The organism is Paraburkholderia sp. OAS925, from assembly GCF_040543975.1.
GTDB lineage: Bacteria > Pseudomonadota > Gammaproteobacteria > Burkholderiales > Burkholderiaceae > Paraburkholderia > Paraburkholderia graminis.
Window position 1 is genome coordinate 893,492 of sequence record NZ_JBEUNO010000001.1, and the last position, 24,551, is coordinate 918,042.

Below are 24,551 nucleotides of genomic sequence, written 5' to 3' on the forward strand. Positions count from 1 at the left end.
GCCGCGCCGTTAACCTCTCTTAGCAAGCGTTGACCTGTCATGGCACACAATCCTTCATTCGGCGGCCGGGAGTCGTACACGCGGACCGCCATTGCGATTCATTGGCTGATCGCGCTGCTGATCGTTTGCGGCTTCGCGCTCGGCTGGGTGATGACCGACATTCCCGGTTTCACGCCGACCAAGCTGCGCTATTTTTCGTGGCATAAGTGGATCGGCGTGACAGTGTTCGCGCTCGCTGTCGTGCGCATTCTGTGGCGCGCCACGCACGGCGCGCCGGCGATGCCGCGCCGCATGCCCGCCTGGCAGCGCGGCGCCGCCCATCTCGTGCATCTGCTGCTGTATGCGTTGATGATTGCAATTCCCGTCTCCGGTTATCTGTATAGCTCGGCGGCGAACGTGCCGGTCGTCTATCTCGGTCTGATCCCGCTGCCGCGGCTGATCGCGCCGGACCCGCATCTGAAGGAACTGCTCAAGAACGTCCACATCGTGTTGAATTACACGTTGCTGGCGCTGGTCGCGATGCATGTCGCGGCGGCGCTCAAGCATCAGTGGCTGGACCGCGACGGGCTGCTGTCGCGCATGATTCCCTTCCTCAAATAAGGACCACCATGAAGGTCTCGTTTTATCGCTACATGCTGGCGGCGTTTGCCGCAGCCTCGCTGACCGCGGCCGGCGGCGCGCTGGCCCAGGTCGACACCGCGAAGAGTTCGGTGACGGCTACCTCGAAGCAGATGAACGTGCCGGTCGAAGGCAAGTTCGGCAAATTCACCGCGCAGGTCAAGTTCGATCCGGCCAAGCCCGCCGAGGGCAGCGCGCAACTGAACATCGACGTGGCGAGCTACGATCTCGGCGACGAGAGCTATAACGATCAGGTCCGCGGCAAGGAATGGTTCGACGCGAAGACCTATCCGAGCGCGACCTTCGTTTCGAGCGCGATTGCGCCGGCCGGCGGCAATCAGTACAAGGTGACGGGCAAGCTGACCATCAAGGGCAAATCGCAGACGGTCGTGGTGCCCGTCACCGTGACGCAGCAGGGCGCGACGCAGGCGTTCGACGGCTCGTTGCCGATCAAGCGTTCGCAGTTCGACATCGGCACGGGCGAGTGGAAAGACACGTCCGTGGTTGCCGACGACGTCGTCATCAAGTTTCATATCGTAGCCGCACGCAAGTGACTTGCGCTGCGCGTTGAGCGCAGCCGTTCTTACCTGACTGGGAGCATGAATTGAAGACATCCACGTTGATCGCCGCCGGTGCATTGGCCTCCTGCGTTTCGCTTGGCGCATTCGCCGCAGCCGACACCTATCAGCTCGACCCGACGCACACCTATCCGAGTTTCGAGGCGGACCACTTCGGCGGCCTGTCGGTGTGGCGCGGCAAGTTCACGAAAAGCTCGGGCACGGTCACGCTCGACCGCGTGGCCAAGACCGGCACGGTCGAAGTGAACGTCGATGCGGCGTCGATTTCCACCGGCAACGGCAAGCTGGACGATCACCTGAAGACGGCGGAGTTCTTCGACGTCGCCAAGTTTCCCGCCGCGACGTACAAAGGCACCGACATCAAGTTCGACGGCGACAAGCCGTCGGAAGTGGTCGGCAGCCTGACGCTGCACGGCGTGACGAAGCCGCTGAATCTGAAGGTGGAGTCGTTCAAGTGCATGCAGCACCCGGTGCTCAAGCGCGAAGTGTGCGGCGTCGAGGCCAGCGCGCAATTCAATCGCGCGGATTACGGCATGGATTTCGGCAGCAAGTACGGCTTTAGCATGGAGACGAAGCTGCATATCCAGGCTGAGGGCATCAAGCAATAAGCGCTGGTGAGGGCGCAGCGGGCGCCTGCCCGCTTGCGCCTGCCGCTTGCGGTTGCGCTTGAGAGGATGCCGCCGTCGCGGCGCATCAAAAAGCAAACGGTCCGTTTTACCGCGCGTTTTACCGCTGTTCCGGCCGCTTCGTCGCTTTCGCGACGAAGCGGCTTTTTCATGGCGTCGCCGGAAATCGAAGGCGATCGAGGCGTTATGTGAGGCCGGTTCGACATTTCGCACTCGCGCCGCTTTAATTTTTCGGGTACATAGAGCGCTGGCACCGCATTGGTTGTGCGCGCATCCAATGCGGCGAGATCGGGCGTCGGCTCGCATCCATAATATTCGCGCGAACTGGAGATCTGCATGAACGCAACGACTGCAGCAAGCCTTGCGGGAAGCCGGCGAAATTCGTGGCGGGCGGTGATCGCCGCGTCCATCGGCAACGCGCTGGAATGGTTCGATCTCGTGGTCTACGGTTTTTTTGCCGTGGTGATCGCGAAGCTGTTTTTTCCGGCCGGCAACGACACCGTGTCGCTGCTGCTCACGCTCGGCACGTTCGGCGTGTCGTTCTTCATGCGGCCGCTCGGGGCCATCGTGATCGGTGCGTACGCCGACCGCGCCGGACGCAAGGCGGCGCTCACGCTGTCCATCCTGCTGATGATGGGCGGCACGCTGATCATCGCGATTTTGCCGACGTACCGAAGCATCGGCATCGCGGCGCCGGTGATTCTCGTCATCGCGCGTTTGATGCAGGGCTTCTCGGCCGGCGGCGAATTCGGCAGCGCGACGGCGTTTCTCGCGGAGCATGTGCCGGCGCGGCGCGGCTTTTTCGCAAGCTGGCAGGTCGCGAGCCAGGGGCTCACGACGCTGCTCGCGGCCGGTTTCGGCGTCGTGCTGACGGGCAATCTGACGCCGGAGCAGATGGCGGCCTGGGGGTGGCGCGTGCCGTTTTTCTTCGGGCTGCTGATCGGACCGGTTGCCTGGTACATTCGCACGAAGCTCGACGAGACGCCCGAGTTTCTCGCCGCGGATACCACCACGACGCCGCTGCGCGATACCTTCACGAGCCAGAAGCTGCGGCTCCTGATCGCAATCGGCGCGGTCGTGCTCGGCACGGTGTCGACTTACCTCGTGCTGTTCATGCCCACCTTCGGCGTGAAGCAACTGGGGCTCGCGCCATCGGTTGCGTTTTCGGCGATCGCGCTGACCGGCCTGATCCAGATGGTGTTTGCGCCGCTCGTTGGGCATCTGTCGGATCGGCACGGACGCACGACGATCATGCTGATCTCCGGCGTGCTGCTGCTCGTGCTGATCTATCCGGCGTTCGTCTATCTGGTCGCACATCCTACGTTCGGCACGCTGATCGCGCTGCAAATCCTGCTCGGTTTCCTGATGACCGGCTATTTCGCGGCGCTGCCGGGCTTGCTGTCGGAGATGTTTCCGGTGCAAACGCGCACGACCGGCATGTCGCTCGCCTATAACATCGCGGTCACGGTGTTCGGCGGCTTCGGGCCGTTCATCATCGCGTGGCTGATCAGCTTTACCGGTTCGAAGGCCGCGCCGAGTTATTACCTGATTTTCGCCGCGCTGTTGAGCCTGGCGTCGCTGGTGGCGGCGCGACGGAAGTTGGGGTTCCGGTAGGCTCGTAAGCGGACATCGCGCGGTAAACGCAAAAGGCCGGTTCGTCGATGAACCGGCCTTTTGCTTTACAACGATGCACTGCGCGTTAGTTAAACGCCATCACACCTGCGCACCCGCATTCGGATCGTTCGGATCAACGCGTTCTTTCTTGTCCTTCACCAGATCCTCGCGCTTCACGCCGAACCACATTGCGAGCGCCGCCGCGACGAACACCGACGAGTAGATACCGAACAGAATACCGACCGTCAGCGCCAGCGCGAAGTAGTGCAGCGTCGGGCCGCCGAACAGGAACATCGACAGCACCATCATCTGCGTACAGCCGTGCGTGATGACGGTTCGCGACATCGTGCTCGTAATCGCGTGGTTGATGACTTCGATCACCGTCATCTTGCGTTCGCGGCGGAAGGTCTCGCGAATCCGGTCGAAGATAACCACCGATTCGTTCACCGAATAACCCAGCACCGCGAGCACCGCAGCCAGCACCGACAGCGAGAACTCCCACTGGAAGAACGCGAAGAAGCCGAGAATGATCACGACGTCGTGCAAGTTCGCGATCACACCGGCCACCGCGTACTTCCATTCGAAGCGGAACGACAGATAGATCACGATGCCCACAACCACGCAGGCGAGCGCGAGCAGGCCGTCGGTGGCGAGTTCCTTGCCGACCTGCGGGCCGACGAACTCCACGCGCTGCAACTGCACCTGCGGCGTATCGGTCTTGAGCGCGCTCATCACCTGGTCGCTCTGCTGCGCGGACGTCAGCCCTTGCTTGAGCGGCAAACGGATCAGCACGTCGCGCGAGGTGCCGAAGTTCTGCACCTGCGCGTCGCCATAGCCGAGCTTGTTCAACGTGCCGCGCACCGGGTCGAGCGGCGCCGCGCCCGGATACTGCACTTCGATGACCGTGCCGCCGGTGAACTCCACCGACAGATGCAGCCCGCGATGCACGAGAAAGAACACGGCGGCGAGGAACGTCAGCAGCGAAATGGCGTTGAAGATCAACGCACGCTGCATGAACGGAATGTCTTTGCGAAAGCGGAAAAATTCCATGGTCTTGTTCTCCGGGACTCAGCGGGATGAACCCGGTTTCTGCGACGAGCTCGGCGTGCCCGGCGCGTTGCGGCGACGCACGGTCGGCTTGCCCGCGCGCGACTGCGCGGCGGCGGCCGGCGCTTTCTGCTTCGCGGCGGCGGCTGCGCTTGCCGCGCGCATGGCTTGCGCGGTGTCGGTTGCAGCGTCGTCTGCGGTCAGGTCATTACCCAGATAAGCAGCCGAGCCCGCGGCCGCGGTTTCCGGACGCCACACCTGGCCAATGGCCAGCGACTTCAGCTTCTTCTTGCCGCCGTACCAGAGGTTCACGATACCGCGCGAGAAGAACACCGCCGAGAACATCGACGTGAGAATGCCGATACAGTGGACGATTGCAAAACCGCGCACCGGACCGGAGCCGAAGGCGAGCAGCGCGACACCGGCGATCAGCGTGGTGACGTTCGAGTCGAGAATCGTCGCCCACGCATGCGCGTAGCCGTTCTGGATCGCCAGTTGCGGCGGCGCGCCGTTGCGCAGTTCTTCACGCACGCGTTCGTTGATCAGCACGTTGGCGTCGATCGCCATGCCGAGCGCGAGCGCGATAGCCGCGATACCCGGCAGCGTGAGCGTGGCCTGCAACATCGACAGCACCGCGACGAGCAGCAAGAGGTTCACGGACAGGCCGATCATCGAGATCACGCCGAACAGCATGTAGTACGCGATCATGAAGACGGCGATGGCCGCGAAGCCCCACACCACCGAGTGGAAGCCCTTCTTGATGTTGTCGGCGCCGAGGCTCGGGCCGATGGTGCGTTCCTCGATGATGTCCATCGGCGCGGCCAGCGAACCGGCGCGCAGCAGCAGCGCGAGGTCGGCGGCGCCTTGCGGCGTGGCCTGGCCGGTGATCTGGAAGCGGTCGCCCAGTTCCGACTGGATGGTCGCCACCGTCAGCACTTCGCCCTTGCCCTTTTCGAACAGCACCATCGCCATCGGCTTGCCGATGTTGTCGCGCGAGACACTGCGCACCGCGCGGCCGCCGGCCGAGTCGAGGCGAATGTTGACGGACGGACGCTGATGCTCGTCGAAGCCCGCCGACGCGTCGATAATCCGGTCGCCCGTGAAGATGATCTGCTTTCTCAGCAGCACCGGCGTCTGGTTGCCTTGCGTGAACAGTTCGTCGCCTGGCGGCACCGGATCGGACGGATTCGGATGCGTGTTGACCGGATCGGCGAGGCGCGCTTCGAGCGTCGCCGTGCGGCCGATGATGTCCTTCGCCTTCGCCGTGTCCTGCACGCCCGGCAGTTCGACCACGATCCGGTCGGTGCCTTGCTGCTGGATCACAGGCTCGGCCACGCCGAGTTCGTTCACGCGGTTATGCAGTGTGGTGATGTTCTGCTTGAGCGCGGCGTCCTGCACGGCTTTCTGCACCGTCGGCGTGAACGTGCCGACGAGTTGCACCGAGCCGTCCGGACTGTTTTGCGACGCCCATTGCAATTCGCCGATGCCGCGGCCCAGTTGTTTCGCCGCCGCATCCGCCGTCGCCTGGTCGGCGAAATTGATCACCACCGTCTGGTTGACGCGGTTCACGCCGCCGTCGCGGATATTATTGTCGCGCAGGAGCGTGCGGGCGTCGGACGCGTCGGAGTCGAGCTTCTTGTTCAGCGCGCCCGCCATGTCCACTTGCAGCAGGAAGTGCACACCGCCGCGCAGATCCAGACCGAGATACATGGGCAGCGCGTGCAACGCGGTCAGCCAGCGCGGCGACGCGCTTTGCAGGTTCAGCGCCACGATGAACTGCGGGTCGTTCGGATCGGTGTTCAGCGACTTTTGCAGCAGGTCTTTCACGCGCAGTTGCACGTCGGTGTCGACAAGGCGCACGCGGATGTTCGCGTTGGCCGACGTGTTGTCGAACGTGACGTCTTCCGGCTTGATCTGATTGGCTGCGAGCGCGGCTTCGACTGCCGACAGCGTGGTCGAGTCGAGCTTGACCGTTGCCTTGCCGCTCGACACCTGCACCGCCGGCGCTTCGCCGAACAGATTGGGCAGCGTGTACACGAGGCCGATGACCAAAGCCACCAGCATCACGGCATATTTCCAGAGGGGGTAACGATTCATGAGTGGTCCAACGGAAGGTTGGCTTGAAAGCGATGCGCCCGGCGATGAGCGCGGGCGATCCGGTCAGGTATGCGTGGATCGCCGGCGAGGCCGCGCCGGACGCGAGAGAGCAGGCCTTACAGCGACTTGATCGTGCCCTTCGGGAGAATCGTCGTGACCGACGCTTTCTGCACGGTGATTTCCGTGCCTTCCGAGATTTCGACGCCGACGTAAGCCTCGCCCACCTTGGTGACCTTGCCGACGATGCCGCCATTCGTCACCACTTCGTCGCCCTTGGCCATGGCGGCGAGCATGTTGCGGTGTTCCTTCTGGCGCTTCATTTGCGGGCGAATCATGATGAAGTACAGCACGCCGAACATGAGGATCAGCGGCAGGAAGCTCATCAGGTTTGATTCGATGCCACCACCTGTGGCCGTGCCTTGGGCGAAGGCATTGGAAATGAACGACACGTTGGTCTCTCCGTTATAGATCAATTCAATCAAAAAAATCAGCCGGTTATTCTACCACCGGCATTGCGCGCGTCGGCGCGGCGTTTCGGCTTTGCGATCAACCGCTTAAAGCCGATTTTTGCCGTCCGCGAAAGTGGATTGTAAGGTTTTTCGCTCGCTGTCTGATGATTCTTGTCCGCAATCAGATTACGTTCGCCGTCATGGCGCGTCGTCGATGCCGCGCGCGCGGTTCTCGTGAAAGCGCTTGCGGAACGGCTCGAACATTTTCGCGTCGATTGCATCGCGCATTTCCTGCATGAGTTCCAGGTAGTAGTGCAGGTTGTGGATCGTATTCAACTGCGCGCCGAGAATTTCCCCCACACGATGCAGATGATGCAGATAGCCGCGAGTGAAATTTCTGCATGTATAGCAACCGCATTGCTCGTCGAGCGGACGCAGCGAATTCTTGTGCGCGGCATTGCGAATCTTGATGTCGCCAAAGCGCGGTAAAGAGCCAGCCGTTGCGCGCGTTGCGGGTCGGCATCACGCAGTCGAACATGTCGACGCCGGCCGCGACGCCCGCGACCAGATCTTCCGGCGTGCCGACGCCCATCAGATAGTGCGGCTTGTTGGCCGGCAGCTTCGGGCCGATGTGATTCAGCACGCGCATCATGTCTTCTTTCGGCTCGCCGACCGACAGCCCGCCGATCGCGAGACCGTGAAAATCCTTCTCCGCGAGACCCGCGAGCGACTCGTCGCGCAGGTCTTCGAACATGCCGCCCTGCACGATGCCGAACAGCGCGTTCGGATTGCCCAGGCGCCGGAACTCGTCGATGGAACGCTGCGCCCAGCGCATCGACATGCGCATGGAATCCGCGGCTTCCTTGTGCGAGGTCGGCACGTTGTTGGTCGCGTACGGCGTGCATTCGTCGAACTGCATCACGATGTCCGAGTTCAGCACCTTCTGGATCTGCATCGACACTTCCGGCGACAGAAACAGCTTGTCCCCGTTGATCGGCGAAGCGAACGTCACGCCGTCTTCGGTGATCTTGCGCAGGTCGCCGAGCGAGAACACCTGGAAGCCGCCGGAGTCCGTCAGGACCGGCTTTTTCCAGCCCATGAAGCCGTGCAGCCCGCCATGCGCGCCAATGGTTTCGAGCCCAGGCCGCAGCCAGAGGTGAAACGTATTGCCGAGGATGATCTGCGCGTGCATTTCCTCGAGTTCGCGCGGCTGCACCGCCTTCACCGTGCCGTACGTGCCGACCGGCATGAAGATCGGCGTTTCGACCACGCCGTGATTCAGCGTGACGCGGCCGCGCCGCGCCTGGCCGTCGGTGCCGAGCAGTTCGAATTTGAGGCCGTCGGCGGGTGGTTGCGTTTGATGACCGATGGTCATTGAAATGACTCCTGTGCTACCGGAAAACAGTCCGGCGCGATAAGAAAACGCCGCCGCGAGTGTTCGCAGCGGCTTCAGGGAACGACGAAAACAAGAAGCGCCGGGTTAGCTCAACCGTCGCGCCGCGTCAGAAGCATCGCGTCGCCGTAGCTGAAAAAACGATAGCGCTGTTCGATTGCATGACGATAAGCGGCGCGGATCGTCTCCACGCCGGCGAACGCCGACACCAGCATCAGCAACGTCGACTTCGGCAAATGAAAATTCGTCACCAGCCGATCGACCACGCGGAAGCGGTAGCCCGGCGTGATGAAGATATCGGTTTCCGTGCTCGTCGCCGCAAGCGGGCGGCCTGCGGCTTCGGCGTCGCGCGCGGCGGCTTCGAGCGCGCGCATGGACGTCGTGCCCACCGCGATCACGCGGTTGCCGCGCGCCTTGGTCGCGGCGATCTTGTCGGCGAGCGATTGCGGCAGGTGATACCACTCGCTATGCATCTTGTGCTCGGCGAGATTCTCGACGCGCACTGGCTGGAACGTGCCGGCGCCGACATGCAGCGTCAGCGTCGCGCGCTCCACGCCGTGCGCGTCGAGCCGCGCGAACAGCGCGTCGTCGAAATGCAGGCCCGCCGTGGGCGCCGCAACCGCGCCGGGATTTTGCGCGTACACGGTCTGATAACGGGCTTCGTCGATCGAGTCGGGGTCGTGCTCGATGTACGGCGGCAGCGGCAGCCGCCCGAACTGCTCGATCAGCGTCAGGCAGTCGGCGGGAAAATGCAGCGTGTAGAACGGCTCGACGCGCTCGCCGACGGTGACGTCGAACGCATCGGCAAGACGGATCGTGGTGCCCGGCTGCGGGCTCTTGCTCGCGCGGATTTGCGCGAGCGCCGTGCGCTCGCCGGTCAGGCGTTCGACCAGCACCTCGATCTTGCCGCCACTGGCCTTCTGGCCGAGGAAGCGCGCCTTCAGGACTTTGGTATCGTTGAAGACCAGCAGATCGCCGGGCGCAATGCAGTCGGGCAATTCGGCGAAGCGGCGGTCGATGAGGCGCGCGGCGCGATCGGCGTCGGCCGCGTTGTCCACCTGAAGCAGCCGGCTAGCGCTGCGCTCGGGCAGCGCGACTTGCGCGATCAGCTCGGGCGGCAGATCGAAATCGAAATCGGAAAGCGTAAACATGCGAACGACTGGAAGCGAATGGAAACTGAATTGAGCCGAAGCCTGAGCCGGGCGGCTATGATTGCGGGACGCCGCGGCGGCCCGCGAGCCCGCGCGCTTGCGCAGCCCGCGAACAGCCGCGCGGCCTTCGATACTTTTGACAGCCGATATTGTACTTGCGAAGCAGCCCATGCCTTTGTCCGACCGCCGATTGCCTTCCGCTACCGATGATGCGAGCGCCGAGCCGGCACCCGGCGTCGCGCGCGGCGGCGCGGCGGCGCAAGGCAAACGGGCGGCGCGAACGGGGTCTGCCAAAGCCGCCGAGAAATCGGCAGCCAAATCGGCAGCCAGGCCCGCAGCCAAAGCTGCCGACAAGCCCGTCGACAAACTCGCCAAGCTAGGCCTCACGCGCGACATCGACCTCGTGCTGCATCTGCCGATGCGCTACGAGGACGAAACCTCCCTCACGCCGATCGGCCATCTGCTGCCGGGCGGCATCGCGCAAACCGAGGGCGTCGTGTTCGACAACGAGATCGCCTATCGGCCGCGCCGCCAGTTGCTCGTCAAACTGCGCGACGACGCCGGCGACGAACTCGTGCTGCGGTTCCTCAACTTCTACGGCTCACAGGTCAAGCAGATGGCGATCGGCGCACGGCTGCGCGTGCGCGGCGACGTGCGCGGCGGCTTTTTCGGCATGGAGATGGTGCATCCGGCCGTGCGCGTCGTCGATGAAGACACGCCGCTGCCGCAAGCGCTCACGCCGGTTTATCCGAGCACCGCGGGCGTGACGCAGGCGTATTTGCGCAAGTCCATCGACAACGCGTTGTCGCGCACGTCGCTGCCCGAACTGTTGCCCGAGGCCGTCGCGCGTCAATGGTTGCAGCCGCTTGGCGTGCCCTCGCTGATGGACGCGGTGCGCACGCTGCATCATCCGGACGCGCAATCGGACGAAACCGCGTTGATCGACGGCACGCATCCGGCGTGGGTGCGCATCAAGTTCGAGGAACTGCTCGCGCAGCAGATGTCGCTCAAGCGCGCGCACGACGAGCGCCGCACGCGCGCCGCGCCGGCCATGCCGCGCCGCAAGCTCGGCGATGAGGCGGCGCTGGTCGCGCGTTTGCTCAAAGCGCTGCCGTTTTCGCTGACGAAGGCGCAGGAGCGCGTCGGCGGCGAGATTGCGCTCGACCTCACGCAGCCGCATCCGATGCAGCGGCTCTTGCAAGGCGACGTCGGCAGCGGCAAGACGATTGTCGCCGCGCTCGCGGCCGCGCAGGCAATCGACGCCGGTTATCAGGCCGCGCTAATGGCGCCCACCGAAATCCTCGCGGAGCAGCACGCGCGCAAGCTGCGCGGCTGGCTCGAGCCGCTCGGCGTGAGCGTCGCGTGGCTCGCGGGCAGTCTGAAGGCGAAGGAAAAGCGCGCGGCCATCGAAGCGGCCGCGCTCGGCACCGCGCAACTCGTGATCGGCACGCACGCGATCATTCAGGACACGGTGGAGTTCGCGCGGCTCGGGCTCGTGATCGTCGACGAACAGCATCGCTTCGGCGTCGCACAGCGGCTCGCGCTGCGCGCGAAAGCGCAGAACGCCGCCGACGGCGCGCGCGATTTTCAGCCGCATCAACTGATGATGTCGGCCACGCCGATTCCGCGCACGCTCGCCATGACGTATTACGCGGATCTCGACGTCTCGACCATCGACGAATTGCCGCCCGGACGCACGCCGATTCTCACCAAGCTTGTGTCCGACGCGCGCCGCGAAGAAGTGATCGGCCGCGTGCGCGAAGCCGCGCTGACGGGGCGTCAGGTCTACTGGGTGTGTCCGCTGATCGAGGAAAGCGAGACGCTGCAATTGCAGACCGCCGTCGAGACTTACGAAACCCTCGTCGCGGCGTTGCCCGAATTGAAGGTGGGGCTGGTGCACGGGCGTCTCGCGCCGGCTGAAAAAGCCGCGGTGATGGATGCCTTCACGCGCAACGAAGTGCAATTGCTGGTCGCGACCACGGTGATCGAAGTGGGCGTCGACGTGCCGAACGCGTCGCTGATGGTGATCGAGCACGCCGAGCGCTTCGGCCTCGCGCAATTGCACCAGTTGCGCGGACGCGTGGGGCGCGGCAGCGCGGCGTCGGTGTGCGTGCTGCTCTACACCGGCCCGCTGTCGATGACCGCCCGCGCGCGCCTGCAAACCATGCGAGAGACGACCGACGGCTTCGAAATCGCGCGCCGCGATCTGGAGATTCGCGGCCCCGGCGAGTTTCTCGGCGCGCGGCAATCGGGCGCGGCGATGCTGCGGTTCGCCGACCTGCAAAACGATCAATGGCTGATCGAGCCCGCGCGCGAGGCGGCCGCGGCGCTGCTCGAGCAATATCCGGAAGTCGTCGCCCAGCATCTGGCGCGCTGGCTCGGCGCGCGCGAACAGTATCTGAAGGCTTGAACACGCTGCTGTTGGCGGCGCCGCGGCATGGCGTATTTCGCCGATATTGAAAACCGGCGAACCCGGTTGGCGAACCGACCCTATGGGTGTATAACTAGAACCTATCGAATCCACCGCACTGATTGGTCCCCCAATGACGCTCACCGAATTGAAGTACATCGTCGCCGTTGCCCGCGAGCGGCACTTTGGCCGGGCCGCCGAAGCGTGTTTCGTCAGCCAGCCGACGTTGTCCGTGGCCATCAAGAAGCTCGAGGACGAGCTCAACGTGCAGATTTTCGAGCGCGGCACGAGCGAAGTCAGTGTCACGCCGATCGGCGAGCAGATCGTCACGCAAGCTCAGCGGGTGCTGGAACAGACGCTCGCCATCAAGGAAATCGCCAAGCAGGGCAAAGACCCGCTCGTCGGGCCGCTGCGCCTTGGCGTCATCTATACGATCGGACCGTATCTGCTGCCCACGCTCGTCAAGCAGATGATCAAGCGCGTGCCGCAAATGCCGTTGATGCTGCAGGAAAACTACACGCTCAAGCTGATCGAACTGCTGAAGCAGGGCGAGATCGACGTCGCGATCATGGCGCTGCCGTTCCCGGAAACGGGCTTGATGCTGCGTCCGCTCTACGACGAGCCGTTTGTCGTCGCGCTGCCGTCCGGTCACGCGTGGGAAAACCGTCCGAAAATCGACGCCGACGATCTCAAGCAGGAAACCATGCTGCTGCTCGGCAGCGGTCACTGCTTCCGTGACCACGTGCTCGGCGTGTGTCCGGAGCTGATGCGTTTCTCGCAGAACGCCGACGGCATCCAGAAAACGTTCGAGGGGTCGTCGCTGGAAACGATCCGCCATATGGTGGCGAGCGGCGTCGGCATTACCGTGCTGCCGCGCATGTCGGTGCATGAGGTGAAGCCGCACGCGGGCGGCATCGACTCGGGCCTGCTGTCCTATGTCGCGTTCGGCGAGCCGGTGCCCGATCGCCGCGTCGTGCTCGCGTGGCGCAAGAGTTTTACGCGGATGCCCGCCATCGACGCGATCTGCGACGCCATCAACGCCTGCGACTTGCCGGGCGTGAAGAAGCTGGATTTGCCGGTTGCGGTGAACTGACGCGCGTTGAGCGCGGAAGCAACAGCAGCCGCAGGCGGGGCCCAACTCGCGCCCGCCTTGCGCCTATGACATAGATTAAATTTATAAAACACACGATTTCGATAGTGTTGATATAGTCTTCCTCATACATCGCCCGATGACAAAAACCCGGAGGACATCATGACGCAATCGAACGTGCCGCAAACTCAGACCTTCGCCGCTGAACCGGCCAGCGCCAATGCCGGCTTGGCGGCGGCCATGCTCGGCATGCGCACGGCCGCGTTTTCGTTGCTGGTCGACCGCGCTTTGTCCGCGTAGTCCGCTAATTGTTCGTCTAAGCTTTCGGCATTGCCTTGCCGCGCTTCTCCCCCCAATCCGTTTTGAACGAAAACCATCCAGGAGTCCCGCATGTCCGAACAGAAGCTCACCAATGCCGCCGGCGCGCCCGTCGCCGATAACCAGAATTCGATGACGGCCGGCGTGCGCGGCCCGGTCGTCCTGCAAGACGTATGGCTGCTCGAAAAGCTCGCGCACTTCGATCGCGAGGTGATTCCCGAGCGCCGCGTTCACGCGAAAGGCTCCGGCGCATTCGGCACGCTGAAGGTCACCCACGACATCTCGCGCTACACGAAGGCGAAAGTGTTCGCGCAAGTCGGCAAGGAAACGCCGCTTTTCATGCGCTTTTCGACGGTGGCGGGCGAGCGCGGCGCGGCCGACGCCGAGCGCGACGTGCGCGGCTTCTCGATCAAGTTCTATACGGACGAAGGCAACTGGGACGTGGTGGGCAACAACACGCCGGTGTTTTTTATCCGCGATCCGCTGAAATTTCCGGACTTCATTCACACGCAAAAGCGTGATCCGTACACGAACCTGCGCAACAACATTGCCGCGTGGGATTTCTGGACGCGCCATCCGGAGTCGATGCATCAGGTCACGATCCTGATGAGCGATCGCGGCATTCCGAAGAACTACCGTCAGATGCACGGCTTCGGTTCGCACACGTACTCGTTCATCAACGCGAACAACGAGCGTTTCTGGGTCAAATTCCACTTCAAGTCGCAGCAAGGCATTGAAAATTTCACCGATGCGGAAGCGTCGCAAGTCGTCGCGCAAGACCGCGAAAGCGCGCAGCGCGATCTGATTGGCAGCATCGACGAAGGCAATTTCCCGAAGTGGCGCTTTGCGATTCAGGTGATGCCGGAGGCGGAAGCCGCGGCGTATCGCTTCAATCCGTTCGACATCACGAAAGTGTGGTCGCAGAAAGACTATCCGCTGATCGACGTCGGCACGATCGAGTTGAACCGCAACGCGGCCAACTATTTCGCGGACGTGGAACAGGCTGCGTTCACGCCGGCCAACGTGGTGCCCGGCATCGGCTTCTCGCCGGACCGTTTGTTGCAAGGCCGTTTGTTCTCGTATGGCGACACGCAGCGCTATCGCCTCGGCATCAATCACCATCAGATTCCGGTGAACGCGTCGCGCGTTGCGAACCCGCATTCGTTCCATCGCGACGGCGCGATGCGCACGGACGGCAACCTGGGTGGCAACGTGAACTATGAGCCGAATCGCTTCGGCGACTTCGCTCAGGATGCGAATGCGTTGGAGCCGGCGCTCGCCGCGGGTGCGGTGGACCGCTATGACCATCGCGCGGATGACGACTACTACACGCAGCCGGGCATGCTGTTCGCGCTCTTCGATGCAGCGCAGCGCCAACGTTTGTTCGGCAACATCGCGCGGCATATCAACGGTGTGCCGCAGGACATCGTCGCGCGTGCGGTCGAGCATTTCCGCCGCATCGATCCCGCTTATGCCGAAGGCGTGATCGCCGCGATGGCCGAACTCGCGGAAGGCAAGAAGTAACGCAGTGTGTAAAGCGGGGCGCGCGTGCATGTTGCTTGCGCGTGTGCCCCGCGAGTATCGATACTAACAGGGAGCACGCTCATGATCGAGTTGATGAAAGCCACCGCCGGCAGATCGCCGGCCATGCATCGCGCGCAACAGCAGCAGACGCTCAACTTGCGCAGAGCCGTGGGCTTCGCCATCGTGACGAGCGGATTCGCGGTGATCGCGGCGCAAATGCTGCAACACGCGTTTGGCGGCTGAGCGGCGCGGCGTAGCGGCGACACCTCACACGAACATTTCGCCGTTCTAAGATAAACTGTCGAACGCTCGTTTTTGCCGGGCCTGCTGCCGGCAGGCCGCTCGCACGCGTTACTTCGTCACCGGTTCGTATCACTCTCGAAGGAGTCATCATGGCCAAAAAAGAAGCTGTACAGCACGTCAATATCGGGATCAGCGACAAGGACCGCAAGAAGATCGCGGAAGGTCTGTCGCGTCTGCTCGCGGACACCTACACGCTGTACCTGAAGACCCACAACTTCCACTGGAATGTGACGGGTCCGATGTTCAACACGCTGCATCTGATGTTCGAAACGCAATACAACGAACTGGCGCTGGCCGTCGATTCGATCGCTGAACGGATTCGCGCGCTGGGCGTGCATGCGCCGGGCAGCTATAAAGATTTTGCGAAGCTGTCGTCGATTCCCGAAGCGGACGGCGTGCCTGCCGCCGAAGAGATGATCCGTCAGCTGGTGGAAGGGCAGGAAGCCGTGGTGCGCACCGCGCGCGCGATTTTCCCGTCGACGGAAGCCGCCAACGACGAGCCGACCGCCGACCTGCTGACACAGCGCATGCAAACGCATGAAAAGACCGCGTGGATGCTGCGCTCGATGCTGGCTTGATGGTTTGAGTCGGTTGCGGTTGCTGTTCGCGTTCGTTTCGCAGAAGCCGAATGGCCGGATGTAACGTGGCACGATGCAAAGCCTCCCTTCGCGGGAGGCTTTGTTTTTTGCGCGCCGTTTGTGAGAACGCTGTGGCGGGGTCGCCATTGCCATCTGCTTTCGTCGGTAGCAGTTCGCACCGACGCGCCACGCCTTCCGCATCCCGTAAAATAACGGCACCGTCCTCGCACTTCGCCTGCATTCAACGAGTCCGCCATGTTCGCCCGACTTCCCCTGTATCTGCGCCTCGTGCGCATGGACAAGCCTATTGGCAGTCTGCTGCTGCTGTGGCCGACGCTCAACGCGCTGTGGATCGCGTCCGACGGTCATCCGTCCTGGCCGCTCCTCGTCATCTTCACGGTGGGCACGATATTGATGCGCTCGGCGGGCTGCGCGATCAACGACTACGCGGATCGCGATTTCGACCGTTATGTGAAGCGCACCGAGAATCGTCCGATCACGTCCGGCAAGATCAAGGCGTGGGAAGCGGTGGCGCTCGCGGCCGGGCTGTCGTTGCTGGCCTTTCTGCTGATTCTGCCGCTGAACACGCTGACGAAGGAATTGTCGGTGGCGGCGCTGTTCGTCGCGGGCTCGTATCCGTTCACGAAGCGTTTCTTTGCGATTCCGCAGGCGTATCTCGGCATCGCGTTCGGCTTCGGCATTCCGATGGCGTTCGCGGCCGTGCAGAATCAGGTGCCGATGCTCGCGTGGGTCATGCTGCTTGCCAACGTGTTCTGGTCCGTCGCGTACGACACCGAATATGCGATGGTCGATCGCGACGACGACATCCGGATCGGCATTCGCACGTCGGCGCTCACGTTCGGCCGCTTCGACGTGGCGGCGATCATGCTCTGCTATGCGGCGACGCTCGGCATCTATGTCGGCATCGGCGTGATGCTGGGTTTTGGCGTGCTGTACTGGTTGGGCTGGGCGGCTGCGGCGGGCTGCGCGATCTATCACTACACGCTGATCCGCCACCGCGAACGGATGCCGTGCTTCAAGGCGTTCCTGCATAACAACTGGCTCGGCGGCGCGTTGTTCGTCGGCATTGCCGCGCATTATGCGGTGGCTTCGTTTTAGTTTTTAGCGCGGCGTGGGTGGACGGTTGGCCTCGTGTCGTGAGGCGCCGGCTTTATTGAATAAAGACTCCGCGCTCCACGGCTTGTCACGTTTCAGCAAGCAACAACCGCTCACTGCTTGCCGAATTCATCGCCCATTTCTTTCGCGCGCGCATCGGCGGCCAGCGCGCCGCGCACGATGGCTTCCTTGATGCCGCTCGCGTCGAACGATGCAAGCGCCGCGGCGGTCGTGCCGCCCTTCGACGTCACGCGCTCACGCAACACGGCCGGCGGCTCGTCGGAATTCGCGGCCAGTTGCGCGGCGCCCGTGAAAGTCGCGACGGCGAGCGCGCGGCCTTGTGCTTCGTCCATGCCGAGTTGGCGTGCGGCTTCCTGCAATGCTTCGATGAAGTAAAAGACGTAGGCCGGCCCGCTGCCCGAAATCGCGGTGACGGCGTCGATCTTCGCTTCGTCGTCGAACCATACGGTTTCGCCCACCGCGCCGAGCACCTGCGATGCGAGCGCGCGGCCCGCATCGTCGACGCTCGCGGTCGCGGTCAAGCCGGCGACGCCCATGCCGATCAACGCCGGCGTGTTCGGCATGACCCGCACGATGCGCGTATGGCCGTTGAGCCAGCGCGACATGTCATCCATGCGAATGCCGGCGACGATGCTGATCGCGAGTTGCGCCGCCTTCAGATGCGGCGCGAGCGCTTCGGCGACGCTCTTCAGGATCTGCGGCTTCACCGCGAGTACGACGGCGTCATAGGTGCCGAGCGCGGCGTCCGCGGCCGCTCCGGTCTTGATGCCGAACTGCGCTTCATTGCGCTTGCGCGCGTCTTCGTTGGGATCGATCGCGTAGAGATCGGCGGGCGCGACACCGCGCTTGATAAGGCCGCCGATCAACGCCGCAGCCATGTTGCCGCCGCCGATAAAAGCAATTTTCATGATGTTCCGCGAAGGTTGGATTGAGCTTGTGAAACCGCGTGTGCGCCCGTTAATGCAACGTTAATCGCAACGCTAGTGCGAATAATCGCGCGCGCCGAAGATGGCCGTGCCCACGCGCACGATGGTCGCGCCTTCGAGCACGGCGGCCTCGAGGTCGCTCGACATACCCATCGATAACGTATCGAGTTCGAGCCCCTCGCCGACGAGACGCTCGAACAGTTCGCGCAAGCGGCGATGCGGCACGCGTTGGTCGTCGATACTGCCGGCCGGCTCGGGTATCGCCATCAGGCCGCGCAACCTGAGCCGCGGCAGCGCGGCGATGTCTTTCGCGACTTGCACGGCTTCGTCGACGCTGACGCCGCTTTTCGACGCCTCGCCGCTAATGTTGACCTGCAAGCACACGTTCAGCGGCGGCAGCGTTTCCGGCCGCTGCTCGGAAAGCCGTTGCGCGATCTTCAGGCGATCCACCGAATGCACCCAGTCGAACTGTTCGGCCACCGGCCGCGTCTTGTTCGACTGCAACGGGCCGATGAAATGCCATTCGAGCGTGCTGCGCAAATCGGCGAGCACTTCGATTTTCGTGAGCGCTTCCTGCACGTAGTTTTCACCGAATGCGCGTTGACCGGCGGCATGGGCCGCGCGTACGTCTTCGGCGGGAAAGGTCTTGGAGACGGCAAGCAACGCGATGGAACGCGCGTCGCGTCCCGCCACGTGCGCGGCGAGGGCGATGCGTTGCTGCACCGCTTCGAGGTTATGAATCAGATCGGGCATGGAACGAACCGGAGCGGACCAAAGGTCGATGGGTCGATGAAGTCGATGCCCCGATTATACGGACAGCATGTGCTCGACCAGTTCGATCCAGTGCGCAACCGGCGTCGACGTGCCGCTTTGCAGATGTGAAATACAGCCCACGTTCGCCGATACGATCACCTGCGGTTCCTGCGCATGCAGCCGCTCGAGCTTCTGATCGCGCAACGCATACGAGAGCTTCGGCTGCGTCAGCGAATAGGTGCCTGCGGAGCCGCAGCACAGGTGACTGTCGGCCGGCAGTCGCACTTCCAGGCCGAGCCTCGTCAGCAGATGTTCGACCGTGCCGCGCACTTTTTGCCCGTGCTGCAACGTGCACGGCGGATGAAACGCGACCGTATGGATCGCGCGGCGGCGCGTGACGGCCACGAGCTCTTCCTCGAAATCCGGCAGAATTTCGGCGATGTCGCGCGTCAATTCGACGATGCGGCGCGCTTTTTCCGCATACTCCGGATCGTCGCGCAGCAGGTGCGCGTATTCCTTCACCGTCGCGCCGCAACCCGACGCGTTCATCACGATCGCCTCGACGCCCTGTTCGACATGCGGCCACCATGCGTCGATGTTGGCGCGCATGTCGTCGAGCGCTTCGTCGTTGTAGCCGAGGTGCAGACGGATCGCGCCGCAGCAGCCGGCGTCCGGCGCGATCACGGTTTCGATGCCGAGCGCATCCAGCACGCGCGCGGTGGCGGTATTCACGTTGGGCATCATCGACGGTTGCACGCAGCCGGCCAGCATCAGCATCTTGCGCGTGTGCGTCGCGCTCGGCCATGTCAGCGGACGCTGCCGCGCGGGCACCTTGTCGCGCAGTTTTCTTGGCAACAGCGCACGAAAATGCTGGCCGACGCGCATGGTCGGCGTGAACAGCGCGCTGTTCGGCACGAAGCTCGCGAGCAGCCGGCGCGTGAGCCGCTGGCCGAGCGGGCGCGTCACTTTTTCCTCGGTGATCTTGCGGCCGATTTCGACCAGCTTGCCGTACTGCACGCCGGACGGGCAGGTGGTTTCGCAATTGCGGCACGTCAGACAGCGGTCGAGGTGAACCTGCGTGCTGCGCGTCACCTCCGCGCCTTCCACCATTTGCTTGATCAGATAGATGCGGCCGCGCGGGCCGTCGAGTTCATCGCCGAGCAGTTGATAGGTCGGGCACGTGGCCGTGCAGAAGCCGCAGTGCACGCAGTTGCGCAGAATGGCGTCGGCTTCGTCGCCGTCGGGCGTATTGCGAATGAAGTCCGCGAGATTGGTTTGCATCGCGCGCTCAGAAGTCGGGGTAGAGACGGCCGCGATTGAAAATGCGGGCCGGGTCGAAAGCGGTTTTCAGGCCGCGATGGATTTTCATCAGCGGCGCGGGAAGCGGTGTGAAGACGCCCGCGCCGCGGTCGTAGCCGAGGCCGGTGCGGAAGATCGTCGCGTGGCCGCCGGCCTGCTTCGCGCTGATGCGCACCGTTTGCGCGTCGGTGTCCGTGATCCACCAGCGCTGCGCGCCGCCCCATTCCATCAGTTGCGCGCCGGGCAGTTGCAGCGGCTCGGTGATGGACGGCAACGCGAGCCGCCACAGCGCGGCCTTCGGCGGAATCGCGGCGAAGAACGAGTCGGTCTGCTCGCGCAGGCCGGCCCAGAAGCGTTCGGCTTCCACCGCATCGACGACTTCGCCGCCCAGCGACGAGCGCGCCGATTTGACCGCGCTCTCCGCGCCCGCGAGACGCACGGCGAGCGTGCCGTGGCGCCAGGCGCTCGCGGTGATCGGCAACGGCCGGCCGCCCCATTCGTTGAGCTTGCGTACGGCGTCGGTGCCGTTCATGTCGAACTTGAGCGTGGCTTCGGCCTGCGGCTGCGGCAGCACTTTGACCGACAATTCGAGGATCAGCCCGAGCGTGCCGAGCGAGCCCGCCATCAAGCGCGAGACGTCGTAACCGGCGACGTTTTTGACGACCTGGCCGCCGAAGTGCAGCGTTTGCCCCTGGCCGTTCATGATGACCGCGCCGAGCACGAAGTCGCGCGCCGCGCCGGCCGACGGGCGGCGTGGACCCGCAATGCCCGCGGCCACGCAGCCGCCGAAGGTGGCCTGCGGCCCGAAGTGCGGCGGCTCGAACGCAAGCATCTGATTGTGTTCGGCGAGCGCCGCTTCGATCTCGACGAGCGGCGTGCCGGCGCGCGCGGTGATGACCAGCTCCGCCGGGTCGTACGCGACGATGCCGCGATAAGCGCGCGTGTCGAGGATCTCGCCTTCCAGCGTCTGACCGTACCAGTCTTTCGTGCCGCCGCCGCGCACGCGTAACGCGCGTCCCTCGGCGCTGGCGGAACGCACGCGCTCCGACCACATGGCGACGATGTCGTCCTCTTCCATGATGCCCTGCTTCGTTATGTTTCGAACGATTGTACCGGGCGGGGCCGCGCTGACAACCCGGAGCGGACCCCTATCGGGTAATCAGGGTGACATGACGCGAAACCCCGCCGCGACGGGCTATGCGCGATGCGTGGATGCTAGAAGCGCGGCAACTCGGGATGCGGCAGCAGACCGCCGCGCACGTGCATCTTGCCGTATTCGGCGCAGCGCGCGCGAGTGGGGATGCCCTTGTCCGGGTTCAGCAGGCCGGGCGGATCGAAGGCCCGTTTGACCGCGTGAAACGCATCGCGCTCCTCGGGCGAGAACTGCACGCACATCGAATTGATTTTCTCGATGCCGACGCCATGCTCGCCCGTCACCGTGCCGCCCAGTTCGACGCAGGCTTCGAGAATGTCGGAGCCGAACGCTTCCGCGCGGTGCCACTCGTCCTTGTCGTTGCCGTTGAAGAGAATCAGCGGATGCATGTTGCCGTCGCCCGCATGAAACACGTTGATGCAGCGCAGCCGGTACTTCTTCTCCATCTCCTCGATGCGCGACAGCAGCGGCCCGATACTGCGGCGCGGCACGGTGCCGTCCATGCAGTAGTAATCCGGCGAGATGCGGCCGGCGGCCGGAAACGCGTTCTTGCGGCCGGACCAGAAGCGCAGCCGCTCGTTTTCCGTGCGCGAGATCGCGATGCGCGTTGCGCCGTGCTCGCGCAGCACCGCCGTCATGCGCACGATTTCGTCGGCGACTTCTTCGGGTGTGCCGTCGGATTCGCATAGCAGAATCGCCGCCGCGTCGAGGTCGTAGCCCGCGTGGACGAATTCTTCGACGGCGCGCGTGGCGGGTTTGTCCATCATTTCGAGCCCCGCCGGAATGATGCCCGCGGCGATGATGCCGGCGACCGCATCGCCGCCTTTCACGACGTCGTCGAAACTGGCCATGATGACCTGCGCCGTTTGCGGTTTCGGAATCAGCTTGACGGTGACTTCGGTGACGATCGCGAACATGCCTTCGCTGCCGATCAGCACCGCGAGCAGATCGAGCCCCGGCGCATCGGGTCCGAGCGAACCGAATTCGACGATCTCGCCTTCCATCGTCACCGCGCGCACGCGCAGCACGTTGTGCACGGTGAGGCCGTACTTGAGGCAATGCACGCCGCCCGAATTTTCCGAGACGTTGCCGCCGATCGTGCATGCAATCTGCGACGACGGGTCCGGCGCGTAGTACAAGCCGTACGGCGCCGCGGCTTCGGAGATCGACAGATTGCGCACGCCGGGCTGCACCGTGGCGGTCCGCGCGTACGAGTCGACTTCGATGATCTTTTTGAAGCGCGCGAGCGACACGACGACGCCGTGACGAATCGGCATCGCGCCGCCGGACAGGCCGGTTCCCGCGCCGCGCGGCACGATCGGCACGCCAAGGCGATGGCAGATCTGCACGATGCGCTGGACTTGCGACTCGGTCTCCGGCAACGCGACGGCAAGCGGCAGCCGACGATATGCGGCGAGGCCGTCGCAGTCGTAGGCGACCGTATCTTCGTCGCGATAGAGCAGACAGTGGTTCGGCAGGACCGCCATCAGCGCCTGCACGACTTCGCGCTGGCGCTGGGCGAGAACTTCTGCCGACAGTTCGGCGGGTGCGTTCATGTGCGTCGTCTCCTCTTGTCTTTCGCCGCGCGCGCTTTCAGGCACTTCCGGGCGCTTCCCGCGCGCTTGTATTGCGGCGACTGTTGCGGCCGGCGGGGTGGTCCGCGCTCATGCCGCGTTTGCTACCGTTGCTACTACTCATATTGCGCCTGAATTGCGCTGGCTTGCGCTCGCCTGTGTGTCTGCCGACGCGTCAAGCCGCCCAGCTAAAGATCTTGCCGGGGTTCATCAGATTGTGCGGATCGAGTGCGTGCTTGATGGAGCGCATCGTGTCGATCGCGACATCGCCGTGTTCCTCAAGCAGAAAATTCATCTTGTGCAGACCGACGCCGTGCTCGCCGGTGCACGTGCCGTCCATGCGTAACGCGCGCTGCACGATGCGATGATTCAGACGTTCGGCCTCGACCAGTTCCTCCGGCTTGTTCGGATCGATCAGGATCGCGACGTGGAAATTTCCGTCACCGACATGGCCGACGATTGGGCAGGGCAGCGGCGACGTCTTCAGGTCCTGCTCTGTTTCGACGACGCATTCGGCGAGGCGCGAGATCGGCACGCAGACGTCGGTCGTGACGGCGCGGCAACCCGGCTTTAATTGCAGCATCGCGAAATAGGCGTTGTGACGCGCGTTCCACAGACGGCTGCGGTCTTCCGGCCGCGTCGCCCATTCGAAGCCTTCGCCGCCGTTCTGCGCGGCCAGTTCCTGCACGAGTTCGGCTTGTTCCTTCACGCCGGCCTCGGTGCCGTGGAACTCGAAGAACAACGTGGGCGCCTCGCGCAGCGTCAGATTCGAATGCCGGTTAATCGAGCGGATCGCGAGCGCGTCGACGAATTCGACGCGGGCGATCGGCACGCCCATCTGAATCGTTTCGATGACGGCGCGCACTGCATCGCCCATCGACGGAAACGCGCAGACGGCCGCGGAGACCGCTTCCGGCTGCGGATAAAGGCGCACGGTGATTTCGGTGATGACGCCGAGCGTGCCTTCCGAGCCGACGAAAAGACGCGTGAGGTCGTAACCCGCGGACGACTTGCGTGCTCGCGTGCCGGTTTTGATGACGCGGCCATCGGCGAGCACGACGGTCAGGCCGAGCACGTTCTCGCGCATCGTGCCGTAGCGCACCGCGTTCGTGCCGGACGCGCGCGTGGCCGACATGCCGCCGATGCTGGCGTCCGCGCCTGGATCGATCGGAAAAAAGAGGCCGGTGTCGCGCAGCGCCTCGTTGAGCTGTTTGCGCGAGATGCCGGGCTCGACGGTGACCGTCAGATCTTCCGCGTTGATCGACAGGACGCGGTTCATTTCCGACAGATCGATGGACACGCCGCCTTGCACCGCGAGCAGATGTCCTTCAAGCGACGAGCCGTTGCCGTACGGAATGATCGGCACGTTGTACTGGCCGCAGAGCTTGACGATGGTTTGCACGTCTTCGGTGTTGCGCGCGAACACGACGGCGTCGGGCAATTGCGGGTCGAACGGCGATTCATCGCGGCCATGATGTTCGCGCACGGCCTGGGCGACCGACACACGTTCGCCGAAGGCGTCGGTGAGGGCGTTTAGCAATTCGGGGGGAAATGGCCGGCGCAGCGCGGCCGGCGGAACACCATAATTCACGCATGTCTCCTGTGTCGACTGGAGTTAGCGCTTCAGCGCTTACTCCAGTCCCATGCTAGCGGTCGACTGGAGTTAGCGCTTCAGCGCTTACTCCAGTCCCATGCTAGCGGTCGACCGGAGTTAGCGCTTCAGCGCTTACTCCAGTCCCATGCTAGCGGTCGACTGGAGTTAGCGCTTCAGCGCTTAGTCCGGTCCCATGCTAGCGGTCGACTGGAGTTAGCGCTTCAGCGCTTAGTCCGGTCCCATGCTAGCGGTCGACTGGAGTTAGCGCTTCAGCGCTTACGTGGGTCCCATGCTAGCGGTCGATCCAAGTTGGCGCTTT

Annotated in this window: 21 protein-coding genes and 1 pseudogene; 11 read left to right on the plus strand and 11 right to left on the minus strand. The window is 63.8% G+C overall.

Annotated features, from left to right (window positions below; genetic code table 11):
- Nucleotides 1-39: 39 nt before the first annotated feature.
- The 4 genes from ABIE53_RS03995 (at nucleotide 40) to ABIE53_RS04010 (ending at nucleotide 3,436) form a co-directional block, all read left to right on the plus strand.
- Nucleotides 40-600, plus strand: a complete 561-nt coding sequence (locus ABIE53_RS03995; RefSeq protein WP_029970446.1) for a cytochrome b — start codon at nucleotides 40-42, stop codon at nucleotides 598-600.
- Nucleotides 601-608: 8 nt separating this feature from the next.
- Nucleotides 609-1,172 (plus strand): YceI family protein, encoded by a 564-nt coding sequence (locus ABIE53_RS04000; RefSeq protein WP_006047920.1) that lies wholly within the window; start codon nucleotides 609-611, stop codon nucleotides 1,170-1,172.
- A gap of 50 nt (nucleotides 1,173-1,222) precedes the next feature.
- On the plus strand, nucleotides 1,223-1,804 hold the full coding sequence (locus ABIE53_RS04005; protein WP_107707327.1) for a YceI family protein: 582 nt from the start codon (nucleotides 1,223-1,225) through the stop codon (nucleotides 1,802-1,804).
- A 354-nt stretch (nucleotides 1,805-2,158) separates the two neighbouring features.
- Nucleotides 2,159-3,436: an MFS transporter gene (locus tag ABIE53_RS04010; RefSeq protein WP_107707326.1), complete on the plus strand. Its 1,278-nt coding sequence runs from the start codon at nucleotides 2,159-2,161 to the stop codon at nucleotides 3,434-3,436.
- A 99-nt stretch (nucleotides 3,437-3,535) separates the two neighbouring features.
- Here the strand turns inward: ABIE53_RS04010 and secF are convergent, their stop codons facing one another.
- From secF to queA, 5 genes and pseudogenes are all read right to left on the minus strand, one after another.
- Nucleotides 3,536-4,486, minus strand: a complete 951-nt coding sequence (gene secF, locus ABIE53_RS04015; RefSeq protein WP_006047917.1) for a protein translocase subunit SecF — start codon at nucleotides 4,484-4,486, stop codon at nucleotides 3,536-3,538.
- 18 nt (nucleotides 4,487-4,504) lie between these two features.
- On the minus strand, nucleotides 4,505-6,580 hold the full coding sequence (gene secD / locus ABIE53_RS04020) for a protein translocase subunit SecD (RefSeq protein WP_192700024.1): 2,076 nt from the start codon (nucleotides 6,578-6,580) through the stop codon (nucleotides 4,505-4,507).
- Nucleotides 6,581-6,696: 116 nt separating this feature from the next.
- On the minus strand, nucleotides 6,697-7,029 hold the full coding sequence (gene yajC / locus ABIE53_RS04025) for a preprotein translocase subunit YajC (protein WP_006047915.1): 333 nt from the start codon (nucleotides 7,027-7,029) through the stop codon (nucleotides 6,697-6,699).
- Nucleotides 7,030-7,227: 198 nt separating this feature from the next.
- A pseudogene (tgt, locus tag ABIE53_RS04030) lies at nucleotides 7,228-8,404 on the minus strand (tRNA guanosine(34) transglycosylase Tgt).
- Between the two features lie 110 nt (nucleotides 8,405-8,514).
- Nucleotides 8,515-9,573 (minus strand): tRNA preQ1(34) S-adenosylmethionine ribosyltransferase-isomerase QueA, encoded by a 1,059-nt coding sequence (gene queA, locus ABIE53_RS04035; protein WP_006047913.1) that lies wholly within the window; start codon nucleotides 9,571-9,573, stop codon nucleotides 8,515-8,517.
- A gap of 169 nt (nucleotides 9,574-9,742) precedes the next feature.
- Here queA and recG point away from each other — a divergent pair, with 169 nt between their 5' ends.
- The 7 genes from recG (at nucleotide 9,743) to ubiA (ending at nucleotide 16,915) form a co-directional block, all read left to right on the plus strand.
- Complete coding sequence (gene recG, locus ABIE53_RS04040; protein WP_107707323.1) at nucleotides 9,743-11,983, plus strand: ATP-dependent DNA helicase RecG; 2,241 nt, start codon at nucleotides 9,743-9,745, stop codon at nucleotides 11,981-11,983.
- 133 nt (nucleotides 11,984-12,116) lie between these two features.
- Nucleotides 12,117-13,076, plus strand: coding sequence for a LysR substrate-binding domain-containing protein (locus tag ABIE53_RS04045; RefSeq protein ID WP_006047911.1), 960 nt, complete (start codon nucleotides 12,117-12,119; stop codon nucleotides 13,074-13,076).
- A gap of 159 nt (nucleotides 13,077-13,235) precedes the next feature.
- A complete protein-coding gene (locus tag ABIE53_RS04050; RefSeq protein ID WP_006047910.1) occupies nucleotides 13,236-13,373 on the plus strand; it encodes a hypothetical protein in 138 nt (45 codons plus the stop codon).
- A 90-nt stretch (nucleotides 13,374-13,463) separates the two neighbouring features.
- Nucleotides 13,464-14,915, plus strand: coding sequence for a catalase (locus ABIE53_RS04055; protein ID WP_006047909.1), 1,452 nt, complete (start codon nucleotides 13,464-13,466; stop codon nucleotides 14,913-14,915).
- 81 nt (nucleotides 14,916-14,996) lie between these two features.
- Complete coding sequence (locus ABIE53_RS04060; protein WP_165919808.1) at nucleotides 14,997-15,158, plus strand: hypothetical protein; 162 nt, start codon at nucleotides 14,997-14,999, stop codon at nucleotides 15,156-15,158.
- A gap of 149 nt (nucleotides 15,159-15,307) precedes the next feature.
- Nucleotides 15,308-15,796 (plus strand): Dps family protein, encoded by a 489-nt coding sequence (locus ABIE53_RS04065; RefSeq protein ID WP_006047907.1) that lies wholly within the window; start codon nucleotides 15,308-15,310, stop codon nucleotides 15,794-15,796.
- Between the two features lie 255 nt (nucleotides 15,797-16,051).
- Nucleotides 16,052-16,915: a 4-hydroxybenzoate octaprenyltransferase gene (gene ubiA, locus ABIE53_RS04070; RefSeq protein WP_107707322.1), complete on the plus strand. Its 864-nt coding sequence runs from the start codon at nucleotides 16,052-16,054 to the stop codon at nucleotides 16,913-16,915.
- Nucleotides 16,916-17,025: 110 nt separating this feature from the next.
- Here ubiA and proC read toward each other — a convergent pair whose 3' ends face one another.
- The 6 genes from proC to ABIE53_RS04100 form a co-directional block, all read right to left on the minus strand.
- Nucleotides 17,026-17,841, minus strand: a complete 816-nt coding sequence (proC, locus tag ABIE53_RS04075; protein WP_107707321.1) for a pyrroline-5-carboxylate reductase — start codon at nucleotides 17,839-17,841, stop codon at nucleotides 17,026-17,028.
- 72 nt (nucleotides 17,842-17,913) lie between these two features.
- A complete protein-coding gene (locus ABIE53_RS04080; protein ID WP_029970439.1) occupies nucleotides 17,914-18,612 on the minus strand; it encodes a YggS family pyridoxal phosphate-dependent enzyme in 699 nt (232 codons plus the stop codon).
- Between the two features lie 54 nt (nucleotides 18,613-18,666).
- Nucleotides 18,667-19,893, minus strand: a complete 1,227-nt coding sequence (gene glcF, locus ABIE53_RS04085; RefSeq protein ID WP_107707320.1) for a glycolate oxidase subunit GlcF — start codon at nucleotides 19,891-19,893, stop codon at nucleotides 18,667-18,669.
- Between the two features lie 7 nt (nucleotides 19,894-19,900).
- Nucleotides 19,901-20,989 carry a glycolate oxidase subunit GlcE gene (gene glcE, locus ABIE53_RS04090; protein WP_006047901.1) on the minus strand — a complete coding sequence of 363 codons (1,089 nt, stop codon included), beginning with the start codon at nucleotides 20,987-20,989 and terminating at the stop codon, nucleotides 19,901-19,903.
- Between the two features lie 137 nt (nucleotides 20,990-21,126).
- Nucleotides 21,127-22,620 carry an FAD-linked oxidase C-terminal domain-containing protein gene (locus tag ABIE53_RS04095; RefSeq protein WP_006047900.1) on the minus strand — a complete coding sequence of 498 codons (1,494 nt, stop codon included), beginning with the start codon at nucleotides 22,618-22,620 and terminating at the stop codon, nucleotides 21,127-21,129.
- Nucleotides 22,621-22,813: 193 nt separating this feature from the next.
- The gene (locus ABIE53_RS04100; protein ID WP_053857528.1) at nucleotides 22,814-24,229 is read right to left on the minus strand and encodes an FAD-linked oxidase C-terminal domain-containing protein; all 1,416 of its coding nucleotides are present in this window, start codon (nucleotides 24,227-24,229) and stop codon (nucleotides 22,814-22,816) included.
- Nucleotides 24,230-24,551 lie beyond the last annotated feature (322 nt).

Bases quoted from the DNA above. Each gene is read 5' to 3' on its own strand.
- ABIE53_RS03995 (WP_029970446.1), top strand. From the start codon at position 40: ATGGCACACAATCCTTCATTCGGCGGCCGGGAGTCGTACACGCGGACC.
- ABIE53_RS04000 (WP_006047920.1), top strand. From the start codon at position 609: ATGAAGGTCTCGTTTTATCGCTACATGCTGGCGGCGTTTGCCGCAGCC.
- ABIE53_RS04010 (WP_107707326.1), top strand. From the start codon at position 2,159: ATGAACGCAACGACTGCAGCAAGCCTTGCGGGAAGCCGGCGAAATTCG.
- secF (WP_006047917.1), bottom strand. From the start codon at position 4,486: ATGGAATTTTTCCGCTTTCGCAAAGACATTCCGTTCATGCAGCGTGCG.
- secD (WP_192700024.1), bottom strand. From the start codon at position 6,580: ATGAATCGTTACCCCCTCTGGAAATATGCCGTGATGCTGGTGGCTTTG.
- queA (WP_006047913.1), bottom strand. From the start codon at position 9,573: ATGTTTACGCTTTCCGATTTCGATTTCGATCTGCCGCCCGAGCTGATC.
- recG (WP_107707323.1), top strand. From the start codon at position 9,743: ATGCCTTTGTCCGACCGCCGATTGCCTTCCGCTACCGATGATGCGAGC.
- ABIE53_RS04045 (WP_006047911.1), top strand. From the start codon at position 12,117: ATGACGCTCACCGAATTGAAGTACATCGTCGCCGTTGCCCGCGAGCGG.
- ABIE53_RS04050 (WP_006047910.1), top strand. From the start codon at position 13,236: ATGACGCAATCGAACGTGCCGCAAACTCAGACCTTCGCCGCTGAACCG.
- ABIE53_RS04055 (WP_006047909.1), top strand. From the start codon at position 13,464: ATGTCCGAACAGAAGCTCACCAATGCCGCCGGCGCGCCCGTCGCCGAT.
- ABIE53_RS04060 (WP_165919808.1), top strand. From the start codon at position 14,997: ATGATCGAGTTGATGAAAGCCACCGCCGGCAGATCGCCGGCCATGCAT.
- ABIE53_RS04065 (WP_006047907.1), top strand. From the start codon at position 15,308: ATGGCCAAAAAAGAAGCTGTACAGCACGTCAATATCGGGATCAGCGAC.
- ubiA (WP_107707322.1), top strand. From the start codon at position 16,052: ATGTTCGCCCGACTTCCCCTGTATCTGCGCCTCGTGCGCATGGACAAG.
- proC (WP_107707321.1), bottom strand. From the start codon at position 17,841: ATGAAAATTGCTTTTATCGGCGGCGGCAACATGGCTGCGGCGTTGATC.
- ABIE53_RS04080 (WP_029970439.1), bottom strand. From the start codon at position 18,612: ATGCCCGATCTGATTCATAACCTCGAAGCGGTGCAGCAACGCATCGCC.
- glcF (WP_107707320.1), bottom strand. From the start codon at position 19,893: ATGCAAACCAATCTCGCGGACTTCATTCGCAATACGCCCGACGGCGAC.
- glcE (WP_006047901.1), bottom strand. From the start codon at position 20,989: ATGGAAGAGGACGACATCGTCGCCATGTGGTCGGAGCGCGTGCGTTCC.
- ABIE53_RS04095 (WP_006047900.1), bottom strand. From the start codon at position 22,620: ATGAACGCACCCGCCGAACTGTCGGCAGAAGTTCTCGCCCAGCGCCAG.